Below are 17,214 nucleotides of genomic sequence, written 5' to 3'. Positions count from 1 at the left end.
TTCAAACCACTTCCGCGCCGATCTGCTACGCTTGACGCAAACGCACAATCTCAGAAGGAGACGCCCATGGATGGAAAAGCTATTCACCGCTGCCTGCACGTGCTCGATTTGCAGAGGTCCCTCGATTTCTACGAGCGCGCGCTGGGCATGACCGTCATTCGCCAAATGGGACCTGAAGACGGCTCGTGGTCAAACACCTTTATCGGCAACGAGGATTCGGGGTTCCAGTTGGAACTTACCTGGAATCGCGGACGCACCGAGCCCTATGACAACGGCGGCCGCGATTCGCACCTGGCCTACACGGTGTCGGACTACGACGCCGCCCACGCCCTGCACCAGGCCATGGGCTGCATCTGCCACGAGAATGCCGCCATGGGGCTCTATTTCATCGAAGACCCCGACGGTTGCTGGATTGAGATCTTGCCCGAGAAGCCCGAGTTCGCCGCCCAACCCGGCGTCGATGTGCTGGACGCCATGCGCCGGCGCCGCAGCGTGCGCCGCTATTCCGGCGAGCCTATTCCCGATGCGCTGATGGACCGTATAGTGGAGGCCGCCTTGCTGGCCCCCTCGGGACGCAGCCGCTACCCCTGGGAGATTACCGTCGTGCGCGATCGCACGCGCCTGAACCTCTTGGCCAACTGCCGCGAGCACGGCTCCGACATGCTGGAAGGCGCCGATGCGGCTATCGTCGTGGCGGCCAATCCAGCCCTGTCCGACACCTGGATGGAAGACTGCGCCATCCTCATGGCCAACATGCACCTGGAAGCGGCCGCCAGCGGCGTGGCCAGCTGCTGGATCCAGGTACGCGGCCGCAAGGCCCTCGACGGCCGCCCCTCCCGCGATTTCGTGGCCGAGGCCCTGGGCCTTCCCGCCAATTTGGACGTCGAGGCCATCCTCTCGCTCGGCATGCCCGAGCAGCCGCTGACCCCGCGTACCCCTGCCGAGCGGCTCCGTGACAAAATCCACTACGAATGCTTCGACGACCCCTCGTTCTAACCCCCTCCCCAGAAAGGTTTTCTTATGACTGCCCCCACATCCGCCCCTGACTCTGCCTCCTCCGCCGCCCCGAACATCCTGCTCATCTATACGGGCGGCACCATCGGCATGATCGAGGACGCCCACACCGGCGCGCTCGTGCCCTTCGATCTTAGCCACCTTATGGAGAACGTGCCGAAGATCGGCCGCCTTGGCTACCACATCAGCCACGAGCAGTTCAACCCGCCCATCGATTCGTCCAACATGAACCCGGCGCACTGGAAGGCCCTGGCCACCATGATTGCCGATGCCTACGACACCTATGACGCCTTCGTGGTGCTGCATGGCACCGATACCATGGCCTACACTGCCAGCGCCCTGTCCTTCATGCTGAAGAATCTGGCGAAGCCGGTCATCATCACGGGCAGTCAACTGCCCATCGGTGAGATTCGCGAAGACGGCACCGAGAACCTGATCACTGCCCTGCAGATTGCCGCCGCCCGCGACGCGTCCGGCGCTCCCCGCGTTCAGGAAGTGGCCATTTCCTTTGGGCGGCATCTGTGGCGCGGCAACCGCTCCACCAAGGTTAGCTCCACGAACTTCGGCGCCTTCCGCTCGTTCAACTTCCCGTCCCTGGCCGACATGGATCTGCACATCACCTACCACGACAAGTTCCTGCTGCACCCCGAGCCCAGCGCCGCCTTCAAGCTGGAGGCCGCCATGGACGATGCCGTAGGCGTCATCTGGCTCTATCCCGGCATCACCGAGAACGTCCTGCGCGCGCAGCTGGAAAACGAGCAGGCCAAGGGCTTCGTGCTGCGCACCTTCGGTGCCGGCAATGCCCCAACGGAAAGCTGGTTCACCCGTGCCCTGGCCGATGCCGTGAAGGCGGGCAAACTCATCGTGAACGTCACCCAGTGCCCCGCGGGCGGCGTGGAAGAGAAGCGCTACGCCACCGGCGACGCTCTGGCCCAGGCCGGCGTGGTGTCGGGCTACGACATGACATGCGAAGCGGCCCTCACCAAGATGATGCACCTCTTCGGCCAGGGCCTTGCCGCTGCCGACGTGGCCCAGCAGATGCAGGTTGCCCTCGCCGGGGAGCTGACCCGCCCGTAAACTCTCACCTCCACCGATACGCATTGCGGTAATTGCAAAAAAGGTCACGATTCGTGACCTTTTTGCAATCTCTGGACCAAGTACATGCTGCAAAAGAGAGCCACCCTTTAGAGAAAAGCGAATGGCATTGCCCTCGTCCACAACCGTTTGCAACATGGCAGTGACGACCGTCGTTGCAACAAGCCAACGCACGCGGCCACTTCGATCGACGCCAAACTCCGACTCGGCATGGTCTATCCATGAATCTAACACACCAACACTATGCGGTTCCTTGCCTCGATTTTTCATTTGGGACATTTGGCAGCGAATATCCTGCGGTTTCTCCTTCATCATTCCTTGCCTCCACGAGATCACTCAGCCGCTCCGCATCGAAGCGGCTGATAAGCCCTTGCTTTCTTCCGTTTTCAATGGCCTGATCTAGGAGATAAGACGCAGTTCCCGTTCGCAGACACTGCTCAATGGCGACTGCAAGCCTCACGCAAGGCATGCCCTCCCACCAATCTAAGTCACGACTAGCCAGATCTTCATAGTAGAGCGCGATGTTATCGCCGTCCGACTTTCTGATTCGTCGTCTTTGAGCCACCGTCACACTGATCTTGCTTGGATTGACATCGCATACTCGATACGTTTCCAAGGCAGTCTCATGGCTCAGAGCGGCTTCTTCGCACCCAGTCCACAAAAGCGCAAGCATGAACCGATCGAAGACCGTCGGCTCGTAATACGGCACACGGTACACGCCCCTAACGGGCCTTTCCAGCCGTCCCCGCTTAACCATAGTCGAAAGCGAGGCCCTGCTCACTGAGACATCCAGCGCTTGAGCCACCGACACATAACCGTACTGGCTCATCGCTATCTCACGAAGCCTGTCTATGTCGAACACGCATTCCATCATGTCAATATGTTAACACCATGTGAATATATTGACAATGATGAAGGGACTTGGCACCTACTTCCCAAATCAGGCAACCGTCATGATGGCCTTCGGTGGGCAGCCCGCGGATATAGTTTTACGAATTGGAATGATGTGCTAGCTACGGCGAACATGCTCAAGTCTCCTTCCTGATAGATGCGGATAGAAGACGCTCGGCAGAGACGCTATACCGTACGAAACACGCTGAAACGATGAGCGTTGCAGGGCAGTCTAACATGTTCGCTTGGGGTTAGCCAGAGGGACGTGGAGCGAACTTCGCCGAGCAATCCCTCAAGCAGAAACGCTTACCTTGCGAACGCATCAGCGCGCCGAACCACACCGCGCCATCGGCTGCGTCGGGGAAGATTTGCCGGCATAGCGAAGCGGCCCCGCCTGAAGGCGGGGCCGCTTCTTCGCCTATCGAATCATGCCTTTTGCTATTCGCAGCCTTCGAACTGGGAGTTGTAGAGCTCGGCGTAGAAGCCGTTCTGGGCCAGTAGCTCCTCGTGGGTGCCCTTCTCCACAATGTCGCCGTCGCGGAGTACCAGAATGACACTGGCGCGCTTGATAGTGGACAGGCGATGGGCGATGACGAAGCTGGTGCGGTCGGCCATCAAGTCATCCATGGCATCCTGGATGAGCACTTCGGTGCGGGTGTCCACGTTCGAGGTGGCCTCGTCCAAGATGAGCGCGGGACGATCGGCCAGCACAGCTCGGGCAATGGTGATGAGCTGGCGCTGACCCTGGCTGATATTCGACGCCTCCTCGTTGATGCGGAAGTCGTAGCCGCCGGGCAGCGTGGCAATGAACTCGTCGCAACGCGCCACCCGGGCCGCGCGCTCCACTTCCTCGTCGGTGGCATCGAGACGCCCATAGCGGATGTTCTCGCGGATGGTGCCCTCGAAGAGCCACGAGTCCTGAAGCACCATGGCGAAGTCCTCGCGCAGCTCGCGACGCTCCCAATTACGCACGTCGATGCCCTCCACGCAAATGGAGCCGGCCTGGACGTCGTAGAAGCGCAGCAAAAGCTTCATGAGCGTGGTCTTGCCGGCACCCGTGGGACCGACGATGGCCACGGTGGAACCAGGCTCGACATCGCAGCAGAAGTCCTTGATAACGGGCAGATCGGCATCGTAGCCGAAGCGCACGTGGCTGAAGCTCACGCGCCCCGTGCGAGCCGCGGGCAATTCTGGTGCGGCAGGCTCGCTCTCCTCGGGCGCGGCCAGAAACTCGAAGACGCGCTCGGCGGCGGCGGCCATGGACTGCAGCGTGGTGGACACGTTGGCCAGCTGGGTAATGGGCTGGGTGAAGTTCTGCACATACTGCATGAACGCCGAAATGGTGCCGATGGTGGCAATGCCGGCCACGGTGAGAAGCGAGCCCACCATGACCACGCCCACATAGCCCATGTTGGACACCAGGCGCATGAGCGGCGGCATGAGGCCTGAGAGGAACTGGCTCTTCCAGGCACTTTCGTAAAGCTCGTCGTTCTCCTTCTCAAAACGCTCAACAGCGTCGTCCACCTGGTCGAACACCTGAATGACGTTCTGGCCCGAGAAGTCTTCCTCGACAATGCCGTTCACCACGCCCAGCTGGCTCTGCTGCTTCACGAACCACTTCTGGGAAAGGAGTACGACAATCATGACCACAATGAGTGACACTGGAACCGTAAGCAGGGTGACCAGCGCCAACGGCCACGAGAGAACGAACATCATAATGGTGACGCCGACCACCTGGGTAGCCGAGGTGACGAGCTGCGTGGCGCTTTGGTTGAGCGTTTGGGAAAGCGTGTCCACGTCGTTGGTAATACGCGAGAGCACGTCGCCCTTGGCGTGGTTATCGAAGTACGACAAGGGCACCTTGGCAATTTTGGCAGCGATGCGCCCGCGCAGCTCGAAGCAGAGCTTCTGCGTGACGCCGGTCATGAGGAAGCCCTGGGCCAACTGGGCAGCCGAGGAGGCCAGGTACAGCCCCAAAAGCACCAGGAGCACCCGCCCGATAGCGCCGAAATCGATGGCGCCCGTGCCGTTCACTTGCGCCAGGAGTCCGTCGGAGACCATGGCGATCACCTGACCGAGCACCGCCGGCCCCACCACGTTGAAGGCAATAGCGGCAATGGCGCACAGCACGGCGCCGATAAGCGCCGGCAGGTGCGGACGCAAGAATCCAAGCAGCTGGCGCAAGGTTCCCTTGAAGTCCTTCACCTTGGGGGCAGGCCCGCGCATGGGGCCGCGGCCCATAGGGCCGCCGGGCATACCGCCCGGATGACCCATGGCAGGGCGCGGTGCGTTGGTTGTTTCCGTGCGCGCCATTACGCCTCACCTCCCTTCGATGCCGCATCTTCTTCGGCAATGGTCGCCATCTCCCGTTGCGTTTCGGCCACCAGGGGCGTGCCCTCGATACCCAACTCCTCGGCGGAAAGCTGCGACAGCGCAATCTCGCGATAGGCGTCGCAGGTGCACAGAAGGTCATGGTGGGTGCCGCGCCCCACAATGCGGCCGGCCTCGAGCACCAGGATCTCGTCCGCCTCCATAATGGTAGCCACGCGCTGGGCCACTACCACGACAGCCGCATCACCGGACCCATCGCGCAAAGCGCGGCGCAGCTTGGCATCGGTGGCATAGTCCAAAGCCGAGAAAGCATCGTCGAACACGAGGATTTCCGGCTCAGCCGCCAACGCGCGGGCAATGGAGAGTCGCTGGCGCTGGCCACCGGACACGTTGGCGCCTTTCTGGGCGATGGGCGTGGCGTAACCCTCCGGCTCCTCGTCGATGAACTCGGTCGCCTGAGCCACCTCGGCGGCATGGACCATGCGCGCGTCGTCCATGGCCTCGTCGGCAAACTTGATGTTCGACTCGATGGTGCCCGAGAACAGAAAACCCTGCTGGGGCACGAAACCGATGCGGCTTCGCACGTCGGACACCTCCATGGCGCGCACATCTACGCCGTCGATGAGCACCGAGCCTTCTGTGGCATCGTAGAGTCGCGGGATAAGCTTCACCACGGTGGACTTGCCCGAACCTGTGGACCCAATGAGTCCCAGGGTTTTGCCAGCGGCGGTGGTGAAGCTGATGTCGCTGATGACCGGCCGTTTCGCATCGGGATAGGAGAACGACACGTTGCGGAACTCCACCTGGCCGCGAGGCGCGTCCGAAGCGGGCGTCGCCGGCTCGGCAGGGCTTTCAATGGAGGGTGGACAGTCCAGCACCTCCCACACGCGCTCCGCCGACACCTGGGCGCGGGGCAGCATAACGGCCACCATGCCGAGGATCATGAAGCTCATGACAATCTGCATGGCGTAGGTGATGAAGGCCATCATGGTGCCCACCTGCATGGTGCCCACAGCCACCCCCTGGGTGCCCACCCACACGATAAGCAGCGTGATGAGGTTCATCACCAGCATGATGATAGGCATCATGAAGGCCATAGCGCGGTTCACGAACAGCTGGGTGCGCATGAGGTCAGCCGAGGCGTCGTTGAAGCGATCGACCTCGAAGGCCTCGCGGCCGAAGGCGCGAATGGGCATGAGTCCGTCCAGCATGTCGCGGGAGACCAGATTCAAGCGATCCACCAACGACTGCACAATCTTGAACTTCGGCATGGTCAAGCCGAAGAGCACTCCAAGAGCGGCAAGGATGGCAATAATGGCCACGCCGATGATCCACTCCATGCCGCTGCGCGTGGCCGTTACTTGCAGAAAGGCCACCACGCCCATGATGGGAGCCATCATGATCATGCGCATCATCATGACGGTGACCATCTGTATCTGCTGCAGATCGTTGGTCGTGCGCGTGATAAGCGAGGCCTGGCTGAATTTGCCCACTTCGGCCGGCGAGAAGCTCATGACCCGCCGGAAGAGCTTCTTGCGCGTGTCGCGGGCAATGGAGGCCGCCGTGCGCGCCGCCACAAAGCCCGAGGCGATGGTGGTAACGAGCGTACCCAGGCACAGGGCGAACATAAGGGCGGCCGTGCGCAGCAAGTAGCCGTTCTGAACGTCGGCCAGATTATCGCCCGCAGCCTCCATCTGGGCGCGTTTGGCATCGACGGCCTGCTGCACGGCCAGAGCGTCGCTGGTGTCGCCGTAGGGGGCTACCTCATCGGCCGTCACCTCGATGCCGCCCTGCATAAGTCCCACGTCCACTATGTCGCTCATAAGGTTCGGCAGCGACAGCTCGAGATTGGCCTGGACGACCAGCAAGGCAGCGCACAGAAGGAAAGCGCCAACGTGCCCCTTGAAGAATCGAAAGAGTTTCATCGCGCCTCCTTGCTGCCAGCACCCGGGGCTTCCGCGTTCACGTTCGGAGGAAAGGGCGCGCCTTCCTCCATGATGTCGGCAAGATGACCCAAAATGCGAACGGCGTCCCGGGCATCCTGCGGACCCAATTGGCGAAGAATGGCGGCCGTATGGCTGACCATGGCCTGTTCATGGGCATCGGTGAAAGCGCGACCCTTGTCCGTCAGGGTGACCACCACGCTGCGGGCATCTTGCGGGGCCGGTGCCTTTTCCACATAGCCCTTTGCCTCCAGCGAGCGAACGATATTCGAGACACGGCCCTTGCTCAGCCCCGAGAGCTCGCAGAGCCGCCCCGGGGTGGCCGCTCCACCTTCGTGGCCCAAAAGCGCCAGCACAATAGGCGTGCCCCGGCTCGCATCGCGCAGATCGCTGGGAAACGGCGGCCGCGGGTCGGGATGCGCGCCTTCTTTACAAGCCGCTACCGCGTCGGGCTCGGGACGTCTCCCCTTCCCGCAGCAACGGGGGCCCGGCCCTCCCGGAGGCGGACCGGGATGAGGTCGGCGCAGCCCCGCCATGAGGCGCACCACCTGCCGGGCCAGCCCCTCGTAGTCGACGGCTTCGGCGCCCTGGCCCGTTGCCCGCGAAGCCTCTTCGATACTCTCGCTCATAGGAAACTCGTTTCTACTGGAAACTAACTTGTTCGAGCGAATAGTATCGTATAGAAACTATTCTCGCAACCCCTGTTCGCAATCGGGCAAGAATCGTCACCGTCGCGATACATGAGGTCTAGCAGCGACCCCTCGGAGGAATCCCGCAGCCTGGCCGCAAAGCAAAACGGCTCCCCGCCACTATGCGGGGAGCCGCCCTTCAGCTAAGCGCTTTTTGCAACGCTATCGGCCGTTTACCAGGTGCGCGACGCCATGGCGCGGAACTGCGCCACGGTGGGCACGTGGGAGTTCATGCCACCGTCGACGGTGACCACCTGGCCGGTGAAGTACGCACTCTCGTCGGACCCCAGGTACACGCACATGGCTGCAATATCGTCGGGACAGCCGTAGCGGGTGACCTCGATGTTCGCCAGGAAGATCTCTTTCAGTGCATCGGGCACGCGCGCCTCGTTCTCGGGCGTCACAATAAGGCCCGGGCGCACGCAGTTGCAGCGGATGTTCTCCTTGCCGTACTGCAGCGCGGTGTACTTCGTGAGCATGTCGACGCCGGCCTTGGCGCAAGCGTAGGCCGTCGTGCCCAGGTCGCCCCCACAGGAGGCCATGGAGCCGATGTTCACAATGGAGCCGCCCCCGTTCTGCTGCATGTAAGGCAGAACGGTCTTGATGCAGTAGAAGGTGCTGCGAATGTCGCTGGCGAACACGGCATCCCAGTCCTCCAGGGAAATCTCGTCGACACGACCGTCCTTCAGGGCCATGCCGGCGGCGTTGTTCACCATGATGTCCACCTTGCCCCAGGTTGCCACGGTGTCGGCAATAAGGGCGTCCACGGTCTCGGGCTTCGTAATGTCGAGAAAGTGGAACAGAGCCTCGCCGCCCGCTTCCTTGATGGCGTCGACAACCGCCTGGCCCTTCTCCTCACGGCGGCCGCAGATGACCACCTTTGCGCCCTCGGCCGCGTACATTTTCGCAATACCGATACCAATGCCGCTGGTGGAACCTGTGACGATGGCAACCTTGTCCTTCAAGCGATCCATGGGACCGTCCTTTCTCGCTGTTCCCTCGAGTCCTTCTCGAGCGTAAACGATATAACTTTACCCGAGCTAACACGCCCGTCCGAGACGCGTCCGATCAAGGGGGCCATATGCCACCTCAAGGGCCGATTGCCCCGCACCGGAAACGCGCTCGGCGCTGCTTAGTTTGATACCGCCGTGATGAGCGTGCCCGTCTCGCCGCGCAGCCCCTCGGCCGCATGGCCCAAGGAGGTAATGAGGGCCTGGCCGCCCGGATGGGCCTCGACGAACTTGATGCAGGCCTGCACCTTCGGCAGCATGCTACCGGGCGCGAACTGCCCCTCGTCGCAGTACTGGCGCGCTTCCTCGGTGGTCATGACGTCGATGGGGCGCTGGTCGGGCTTGTTGAAGTTGAGGTATACCTTCTCAACTGCCGTGAGAATGATGAGCATATCGGCGTGGACGCGCCAGGCCAAAATGGCGCTGACCAGGTCTTTGTCGATGACAGCATCCACCGCATGATAGACCCCGTCCTTCATGATCACGGGCACCCCGCCTCCGCCAGCGGCCACGGTCACGCAGCCGTCCTCCATGAGGTCTCGGATAGTCTCCAGCTCCACGATGTCCTGGGGCACGGGGCTCGGCACCATGCGGCGCCAGCCGCGTCCCGCATCCTCCCCCACCTGGCAGCCCGTGGCCTTGGCGAAGGCCTTGGCCTCCGCTTCGGTCATGAAGGCCCCGATGGGCTTCTGGTAATGCTTGAACGCCGGATCGTCGGCGTCCACCACCACATGGGTGGGTACATCGGCCACCGAGCGCATGATGTCCTGGGCCCGAAACTCGTTCATGAGCGCACAGGTAAGCTGCGCGCCGATATAGCCCTGGCTCATGGCGTTGCAATCGGCCAGGGGCATGAAGGGCACCTGGCTGTTCTTGTCCTTGCTGGCCAGCACGAAGGCCTCGTCGATAATGCCCACCTGAGGGCCGTTGCCGTGGGTGACCACCACGTTGATGCCCTCTTTTACCATGTGGGCCAAGTTCTTCGCGGTGCCATCGAGCAGCTTCAGCTGCTGCTCGGGCGTGTCGCCCAGGGCATTGCCGCCCAAAGCCACTACCACGCGCTTGCCGTCCAGTTCCTTCTGAAGCATAGGTGCCTCCTGTTCGTTGACTGCTTCGACCATAGAGCAAAACCCGACAGCGGCAGCGGCACACGGCGCGATCGCTCCTGGATGGTTACCAAAACAGGACTGACCCCCAGAAGCGCCCCGCGCCCTCGTCCCCGCATCCTTCTTCTGGGGGCGAGGGCGCTGGCTTTTCGGTTCCGTTGTATACTGGGGGCCGTCAAATGATCGAGCCCAAGGAGGCGCCCATGGAGCGTATTGCCAGCTTTTGCGTGGACCACAATGTTCTGGAGCCCGGCGTGTACGTATCGCGTAGCGACGCAGACCGCACCACCGGCTGCGTGACCACCACTTTCGATTTGCGCATGACCGCGCCGAATCGCGAACCGGTGATGGACACCGCCGCCGTGCACGCCCTGGAGCATTTGGGGGCCACCTTCCTGCGCAACGACGCCGAATGGGCCGACGACGTCATCTACTTCGGCCCCATGGGCTGCCGCACGGGCTTCTATCTGGTGGTCTTCGGCGAGCACACGCCCGAAGACGTGGCTCCGTTGGTCACGCGCCTGTTCGAGTTCGCCCGCGACTTCGAGGGCGAGATTCCCGGGGCCAAGCCCGAGGAGTGCGGCAATTACCACGACTCCGACCTGGCCCAGGCCCAGTGGTGGGCCCGTCGCTACGTGGCCGACACCCTCAGTCAACTCGACGAGGCCCACACCACCTACCCCGCCCTGTTGAGCTAGGCGCGCCATGACGGTATACGGCATCATCGGCGCCATGGACGTCGAGGTGGAGCTCTTGCGTGCCGCCCTTGTCGATCCTACGGACACCACGGTAGCAGGGCGCTTGTTCACACGCGGGCAGCTGGACGGCGTGCCCTGCGTGGTGGTCCAGTGCGGAGTGGGCATGGTCAACGCTGCCGCCTGCACCCAGGCGCTCATCGACCACTTCGCCGTGGATTGCGTTATCAACACCGGCGTGGCGGGCTCCTTGGACGCCTCCATCGACATTGGCGATGTGGTGGTGGCCACCGACGTGGTGAACTGGGCCATGGACGTGCAGAACCTGGGCTATGCCCCGGGCCAGACCCCGGGCATGGAGCAAACGGCCTTCACCGCCGACCCCGCGCTAGCTGACGCTGCCGTAGCCGCGGCCCAGGCTGAAGGCGTGCGCGCCCACCGCGGACCCATTGCCTCGGCCGACAAGTTCGTGCGCGACGAGGAAGACAAGGTCTTCATCGCCCGTACCTTCAGCGCCCGCTGCTGCGAGATGGAAGGCGCCGCCATCGCCCAGGTGTGCGCGGTAAACCGCCTCCCCTTCGCCATTGTGCGTGCCATCTCGGACAAAGCCGACGGCTCGGTGGCGGTGGACTACCCCATCTTCGAGGCCCAAGCGGCCCGCGATTGCGCTGCCCTGACGCGGCGCATGGTGGGCGCCACTTCCTAGCCTTCTCCCCTTCGATCTACCTCCTTCGCTGCGCCCCGCGTTTACACGCCCATGAGCAACGGCTCGCCCCGCGTCTTTGCCGCAAGGACGCGGGGCTTTCTTTTCTCGCTTTGACGGCGGTAGATTACGAATTCCAAACAATTTTTGCGCTGCGCACTATATAATGGCAGCAATACCGTTCGACCTGCAGGTTTTCTCCTTCAGGGCCGTAGCAAACGACCGTTATCCGGATAGGGGGACTGACCAATGAGCAGTGCCGAAACTCGGCGCCAAACGCGCAACCTTATCATCGCCGCTCTGGTAGCCGTCGCCGTACTGATTGGCTCGCTGTTCCTGTTCACGAACGCGAACACCGATCGCATTGTGGCCCAGAACAGCCAATACCTGGAAAGCTCCAGCGGCCAGACGGCTCGTCGCGTGGACGACGTCTTCACCACCTCGCTGCGCACGGTGCAGACGGCAGCCAGCATCTACGAGAACACGCTGACCAACGGCACCGTCGACCCCCAAGAGGCGGTGAACGTACTCGATCTTTCGCAGTTCGACCACACCTTCTTCATCACCCCCGACGGCATTGCCTACAACCGCGACGGCCGCACTGCCGAGGCCTTCGACCGCTACTACTACACCGCGGGCATTGCCGGGGAAAGCGGCATGTGCTTCATCGACAACGCCATCTTCGACGGCCAGAACGTGGTCGCCTTCTTCGCCCCGGTGCACTACGAGGACCAGGTGGCCGGCGTTATGGTGTCGGTGTATCGCGAGGACACGCTCACTGATCTGATGACGACGCAGTTCTACGGCGACTCCACTCCTACCTACCTGTGCCTGCCTGACGGCACCATCATCTCCCAAGCGCCCGCCACAGAGGACGAGCCCACCAACATCGACGAGGTATTCTCCTCCCACGAGCTGGACGGCATCACCTTGAGCGATCTGGACAGCGACATTGCCAGCGGCAACACGGCCAGCTTCACCTACCGCACCCCCGAGGGCGTAGGCAACACTTATATGATGAAGCTGCCCTCCTACGACTGGGTGCTGGTGCGCTCCTTCCCCGCCTCTATCACCAACGGCATGATCTCCAAGGCCAATATTTCCGGCACCATTGTCATTGCCGGCGTGCTCATTGCCGCCGCCGTGGTGGTAGGCGTGCTCATGGCTCAGGCGCGCCGCAAGAACATCGAGCTTCTGCTGGAGCGCCAGGAAGCCACGCGCATCATCGACGCCTCCACCAACCTGTTCAACAGCCTGGTTTCCGTGGACTTGGTCCACGGCACCTACGAGTACCTCAAGAACGAGGACAACCAGGAGCTGCTACCCTCTCGCGGCACCTACGATCAGCTGTGCGCCTACCTGAAGAGCGTCAGCGCTTCGGATGCCGAGGACAACCAGCTGGTGCTCCTGGATACCGAAGCCGTGAAGGCCGCTCTGGGCCCGGACACCCCCTTCATCCAGCAGGACTGGAAGGTGAACCGTGGCGACGAGGTGCGCTGGCACCAGGTGTCCACCCTGAGCCTGGCCCGCAACGCCGCCGGCGAGCCCACGGACGTGCTGGTCACGGTACAGGACATCACCGACGCGAAGGAACAGGAGATTGCCTCGCGCCAGGCCCTGGAGGACGCCTTCCAGGCCGCCGAGCACGCTTCTCAAGCCAAGAGCGACTTCCTGAACTCCATGTCCCACGACATCCGCACCCCCATGAATTCCATCATGGGCCTCACCGCCATTGCCGGCATGCACGTGAACGATCCGGAGCGCGTACGCGAGTGCCTGGGCAACATCACCTCGGCCAGCAAGCACCTGCTGGGCCTCATCAACGAGGTGCTGGACATGGCGAAGATCGAGTCGGGCACCATCGGCCTGTCCGAAGAGCCCTTCGACCTGCCCGAGTCCATCGAGAACCTCATCACCATCATGAACCCGCAGATTGCGGCGAAGGGCCAGATCCTGGACGTGCAGCTGGTGGACATCAAGCACGAGCACGTCATCGGCGATCCCACGCGCCTGCAGCAGGTGTTCGTGAACATCATGGGCAACTCCATCAAGTTCACCCCCGAAGGGGGCACCATCGGCCTGCGCATCACCGAGCTGCAAAGCCGCATTCCCGGCAGCGGCTGCTACGAGTTCGTGTTCAGCGACACCGGCTGCGGCATGAGCCCCGAGTTCCTGAAGACGGTGTTCGACCCGTTCACCCGCGCCAACGACTCCCGCACCACCAAGGTGGAGGGCACGGGCCTGGGCATGGCCATCGTGAAAAGCGTGGTCACGCTGATGAGCGGCAGCATCGACGTGGCCTCCGTGGAGGGCGAGGGCACCACCTTCACCGTGGTGGTGCACCTGAAGCTGCGCGACGGCGAGCGCGAGGATCTGTCGGATCTCGAGGGCATTCGCGTGCTGGTGGTCGATGATGACGCGGTGGCCTGCGAGGGCGCCTGCATCCTGCTGGACGACATCGGCATGCGCTCGGCCTATGAGCTGTCGGGTCAGGCGGGCATCGATGCCGTGGTCGCCGCCGACACGAGCCAGGACCCCTTCCGCGCCGTCATCCTGGACTGGCGCATGCCCGAGATGAGCGGCCTGGAGGCGGCCAAGCGCATTCGCGAGGTCACCGGCGAGAACGTGCCCATCATCATCCTGTCGGCCTACGACTGGTCCATGATCGAGCAGGAGGCCCGCGAGGTGGGCGTCGACGCCTTCATCTCGAAGCCGCTGTTCCGCAGCCGCCTGGTGCAGGTGATGAAGGAGCTGCTCACCGGCGAGGTGCACACCATCATCGACGAGAAGGCCATGCTCGAGGGGCTCACCTACGAGGGCCGTCGCGTCCTGCTTACTGAGGACAACATGATGGCCGCAGCCATTGCCGAAGAGCTGATCGGCATGACCGGCGCCGCCGTGGAGCACGCCGAGAACGGCAAGCTGGCCCTGGACATGCTGCTCGAGCGCGATCCGGGCTACTACGACATTGTGCTCATGGACATCCAGATGCCGGTCATGAACGGCTACGAAGCCGCCACGGCCATTCGCGCCGAAGCCGGCGGCCGCCCCGATCTGGGCGACATTCCCATCGTGGCCCTTTCCGCCGACGCCTTCGCCGAGGATATCCGCCACGCCCACGCCTCGGGCATGAACGACCACATGTCCAAGCCTTTGGAAATCGAGACCCTGGTGCGCATGCTCCAGAAATGGATGCACTAGCGCGTAGCCATTGACTCGCTACATAGCGACGCCCCCGCCGGCCTCTAGCTGACGGGGGCGTTTTTGTTGGAACGACGCGGAGCCTCCCCTAGCCTAAAGACGCTCCCTGGCGTCCGCGGCCGCGCAGGCAATCGCGCAGGATGAGCAGCAACTTGCGCGTATCGAGCGGCTTGGTCACATGGGCCGTCATGCCGGCCTCGCGGGCGCGGCGCTGTCCCTCTTCGAAGGCGTCGGCCGTGGCGGCAATGATGGGCAGGTCCTTCACGTCGGGACGCGGCAGGGCACGGATGGCCCGCGTAGCGCCGTCGCCGGTCATGCGCGGCATGCGCATGTCCATGATGATCACGTCGTAGTGGCCGATGGCCGTGTCCTCCACGGCCTGCACCGCCTCGTCGCCGTCGCCGGCCATTTCCACAATGAAGCCGTGGTCCAGCAGAATGGCGCCGAGGATCTCGCGCGAGAGCTCGTCGTCGTCGACTACCAACGCGCGGAAGCCCTCGAAACGCAGCAAGCGCACGTCCTCTTCCGGCGCGGCGTCGGCGGCGCGCTCGTGGAACTCCTTGTCCAGCTTCAGCGGCAGGGTGATATCGAACTCGCTTCCCTTCCGCAGTTCGCTCGTCACCTTCACGGTGCCGCCCAGCAGATCGATGAGGTTCTTCGCAATGGTCATGCCCAGGCCCGTGCCCTCTTCGGTGCGCGCCCGGCTGGCGGCATCGCGCTCGAAAGGCATGAAGATGCGCTCGACGAAGGCCGGCGACATGCCGCAGCCCGTGTCGCGCACCACCACGCGGAACATAGCTACTCCGTGAGGCGCCACATCGCCTTCGGTCAGCTCCACCTCCACGCGACCGCCGGCATCGGTGTACTTCAAAGCGTTGCCGATGGTGTTCACCAGAATTTGGTTGATGCGCAGCTGATCGCCCAGCACGCGCGCATCGCGCACGTCATCGGTGCGGACGGTGAAGTCGATATCCTTCTCCAGGGCCTGGCTCGAGAAAACCCCCTGCAAGTCCTCCATAAGCTGCACCACGTCGAGCGGCTGCTCCTTGAGCACTACCCTCCCGCTTTCGATGCGGCTCACGTCCAGAATGTCGTTGATCAGCTCAAGCAAGTGATCGCCCGAGACGATGATCTTCTCCAGACTGTTGCGCACCAGATCCTGCTGGTCAACATGGTCGAGCGCCCGATGGGAGAAGCCCAGGATGGAGTTGAGCGGCGTGCGGAAATCGTGGGAAATGTTGGTCAGGAAGGTGGTCTTGGCCTCGCTGGCATGCTCTGCCAGCGTCAGGGCCGTCTGGAGCGCTTCCTTCTGATCGAGCTGATCCTTCACTTCCTCGTTGATGTTGCGGGCCGCTAGCACCACTTCATCGGTGGTTCCCGAAAGACGCAGCAGACGCAGCTCGATGTACTGCTCTTCACCCTGGTACAAGCGCCGACAGCTGAGCGAGAAATCTGCCTGGTGCTCGTCGAGGAAGGCGCGCACCGATGCGGGACTCAGTCGCGTGCGCACGCTGTAGCGATCAGCCTCGGCAATGTAGTTGTCGCAGTAGTGCTCCAGCCACGCCCGGTAGGAGCGATCATCGCCGATGAGGCTGGCGAAGAATCGCGCCACATCGTTGCGCAGCAGATAAGGGACGATGGTATCGGCCTTGGCGTTGACCAAGTACAGGGCGAAGTACTCCGAGCTGAGGCTCTCGATGATCTCGGAGCGACGCGCGCTTTTCTCCTCCACCTCTTTGAGCAAGGTGATGTCCTCCAGAAAACCCGTGGCGAAGCGCGCCGTGGCCTCGCCGGGCGACATGCTCAAACGGATCCAACGCCCATCTTTCAGCTGCCCTTCGCACAGCATCCGCCCGTGTTCGCTGTTGAAGTTCACGATGCCGTCGTAGACCATCTGGGCCGTGGCCTCGTCGATGAAGGCATCGGCAAAATCGCGCACATCCAAATAGCCCGAGGCCATGCGGCAGCACTCTTGAGCCGGCTCGGTAAGCAGCAGCAAATGCGTGCGCGCCTCGTAGAAGAACATGCCGGCCGACACGCTTTCCAGGGCGGTGTGAGTATGGGTCATCCACGAGGTGATGTCCTGCACCTCGTAGCCGCAATAGCCCCGCACAATGGGGAAAATGGATACATGCTGGAAGGTGCGGTACTCCACCGACACCGTCTCGAACTCGACGGCCTCGTCGTCATAGGCGGCGCGGTAGTAGAACTCGAGCCACGCACGATCGCCGTCGGGCCAAATCTCGTAGACGTTCTTACCGCGCAAATCGGCGGGAGCGGCATCGGCCGTGGCGGCCATGGCGGCATTCAAGTACTCGATGGTAACGTCGGCAGGATTGCCCGCCGCATCCAAGTGAACTTGGGCAATGCCAAAGGGTTGCGTGCTGCGGTCGAAGATCTGCTCGCAGCAGTGTAAGATCTCGTTCATACCCTTTCTCCCTGGTCGAGCCGAACTGCGCATCAAACAGCGCTCAACCTAGACGCGCTGTCGAGAGTGACTTCTATTTTATCGCAACGGCTGACAGACAGACAACGC

The 17,214-nt window shown here is 62.6% G+C and carries 12 protein-coding genes; 5 read left to right on the top strand and 7 right to left on the bottom strand.

What is annotated here, in order from left to right:
* The first annotated feature begins 66 nt into the window (after positions 1–66).
* A complete protein-coding gene (locus PZH32_RS04065) occupies positions 67–996 on the top strand; it encodes a nitroreductase family protein (RefSeq protein WP_275206370.1) in 930 nt (309 codons plus the stop codon).
* 24 nt (positions 997–1,020) lie between these two features.
* Positions 1,021–2,091 (top strand): asparaginase, encoded by a 1,071-nt coding sequence (locus PZH32_RS04060; RefSeq protein ID WP_275206368.1) that lies wholly within the window; start codon positions 1,021–1,023, stop codon positions 2,089–2,091.
* A gap of 259 nt (positions 2,092–2,350) precedes the next feature.
* On the opposite strand, the gene PZH32_RS04055 is transcribed toward PZH32_RS04060, so the two are convergent.
* From PZH32_RS04055 to arcC, 6 genes are all read right to left on the bottom strand, one after another.
* Positions 2,351–2,971 carry a type IV toxin-antitoxin system AbiEi family antitoxin domain-containing protein gene (locus tag PZH32_RS04055; RefSeq protein ID WP_275206367.1) on the bottom strand — a complete coding sequence of 207 codons (621 nt, stop codon included), beginning with the start codon at positions 2,969–2,971 and terminating at the stop codon, positions 2,351–2,353.
* 467 nt (positions 2,972–3,438) lie between these two features.
* Positions 3,439–5,313: an ABC transporter ATP-binding protein gene (locus PZH32_RS04050; RefSeq protein ID WP_275206365.1), complete on the bottom strand. Its 1,875-nt coding sequence runs from the start codon at positions 5,311–5,313 to the stop codon at positions 3,439–3,441.
* Entirely contained in the window at positions 5,313–7,256 is a 1,944-nt protein-coding gene (locus PZH32_RS04045; RefSeq protein ID WP_275206364.1) for an ABC transporter ATP-binding protein, read from the bottom strand. Before PZH32_RS04045 ends, PZH32_RS04050 begins: the two co-directional genes overlap by 1 nt.
* Positions 7,253–7,903, bottom strand: a complete 651-nt coding sequence (locus PZH32_RS04040) for a MarR family winged helix-turn-helix transcriptional regulator (RefSeq protein WP_275206363.1) — start codon at positions 7,901–7,903, stop codon at positions 7,253–7,255. Before PZH32_RS04040 ends, PZH32_RS04045 begins: the two co-directional genes overlap by 4 nt.
* A gap of 233 nt (positions 7,904–8,136) precedes the next feature.
* Positions 8,137–8,937, bottom strand: a complete 801-nt coding sequence (locus PZH32_RS04035) for an SDR family NAD(P)-dependent oxidoreductase (protein ID WP_275206362.1) — start codon at positions 8,935–8,937, stop codon at positions 8,137–8,139.
* 158 nt (positions 8,938–9,095) lie between these two features.
* Positions 9,096–10,061 carry a carbamate kinase gene (arcC, locus tag PZH32_RS04030; protein ID WP_275206361.1) on the bottom strand — a complete coding sequence of 322 codons (966 nt, stop codon included), beginning with the start codon at positions 10,059–10,061 and terminating at the stop codon, positions 9,096–9,098.
* A gap of 221 nt (positions 10,062–10,282) precedes the next feature.
* Between arcC and PZH32_RS04025 the strand changes: the two genes are divergently transcribed.
* From PZH32_RS04025 to PZH32_RS04015, 3 genes are all read left to right on the top strand, one after another.
* Positions 10,283–10,777: an S-ribosylhomocysteine lyase gene (locus tag PZH32_RS04025; protein WP_275206360.1), complete on the top strand. Its 495-nt coding sequence runs from the start codon at positions 10,283–10,285 to the stop codon at positions 10,775–10,777.
* Between the two features lie 7 nt (positions 10,778–10,784).
* Positions 10,785–11,480 (top strand): 5'-methylthioadenosine/adenosylhomocysteine nucleosidase, encoded by a 696-nt coding sequence (locus tag PZH32_RS04020; protein WP_275206359.1) that lies wholly within the window; start codon positions 10,785–10,787, stop codon positions 11,478–11,480.
* A gap of 246 nt (positions 11,481–11,726) precedes the next feature.
* Positions 11,727–14,678, top strand: coding sequence for a hybrid sensor histidine kinase/response regulator (locus tag PZH32_RS04015; RefSeq protein ID WP_275206358.1), 2,952 nt, complete (start codon positions 11,727–11,729; stop codon positions 14,676–14,678).
* Between the two features lie 88 nt (positions 14,679–14,766).
* Here the strand turns inward: PZH32_RS04015 and PZH32_RS04010 are convergent, their stop codons facing one another.
* Entirely contained in the window at positions 14,767–17,106 is a 2,340-nt protein-coding gene (locus PZH32_RS04010) for an ATP-binding response regulator (protein WP_275206357.1), read from the bottom strand.
* Positions 17,107–17,214: the final 108 nt, after the last annotated feature.

The organism is Adlercreutzia equolifaciens (assembly GCF_029076695.1).
In the GTDB taxonomy this organism is placed as follows: domain Bacteria; phylum Actinomycetota; class Coriobacteriia; order Coriobacteriales; family Eggerthellaceae; genus Adlercreutzia; species Adlercreutzia equolifaciens_A.
This window is presented reverse-complemented; position numbering and strand designations above follow the sequence as displayed.

Excerpts from the sequence above, each read along its gene's own strand:
- PZH32_RS04010 (WP_275206357.1), bottom strand. The coding sequence starts at position 17,106 with ATGAACGAGATCTTACACTGCTGCGAGCAGATCTTCGACCGCAGCACG.
- arcC (WP_275206361.1), bottom strand. The coding sequence starts at position 10,061 with ATGCTTCAGAAGGAACTGGACGGCAAGCGCGTGGTAGTGGCTTTGGGC.
- PZH32_RS04025 (WP_275206360.1), top strand. The coding sequence starts at position 10,283 with ATGGAGCGTATTGCCAGCTTTTGCGTGGACCACAATGTTCTGGAGCCC.
- PZH32_RS04060 (WP_275206368.1), top strand. The coding sequence starts at position 1,021 with ATGACTGCCCCCACATCCGCCCCTGACTCTGCCTCCTCCGCCGCCCCG.
- PZH32_RS04015 (WP_275206358.1), top strand. The coding sequence starts at position 11,727 with ATGAGCAGTGCCGAAACTCGGCGCCAAACGCGCAACCTTATCATCGCC.
- PZH32_RS04020 (WP_275206359.1), top strand. The coding sequence starts at position 10,785 with ATGACGGTATACGGCATCATCGGCGCCATGGACGTCGAGGTGGAGCTC.
- PZH32_RS04045 (WP_275206364.1), bottom strand. The coding sequence starts at position 7,256 with ATGAAACTCTTTCGATTCTTCAAGGGGCACGTTGGCGCTTTCCTTCTG.
- PZH32_RS04035 (WP_275206362.1), bottom strand. The coding sequence starts at position 8,937 with ATGGATCGCTTGAAGGACAAGGTTGCCATCGTCACAGGTTCCACCAGC.
- PZH32_RS04040 (WP_275206363.1), bottom strand. The coding sequence starts at position 7,903 with ATGAGCGAGAGTATCGAAGAGGCTTCGCGGGCAACGGGCCAGGGCGCC.
- PZH32_RS04065 (WP_275206370.1), top strand. The coding sequence starts at position 67 with ATGGATGGAAAAGCTATTCACCGCTGCCTGCACGTGCTCGATTTGCAG.
- PZH32_RS04050 (WP_275206365.1), bottom strand. The coding sequence starts at position 5,313 with ATGGCGCGCACGGAAACAACCAACGCACCGCGCCCTGCCATGGGTCAT.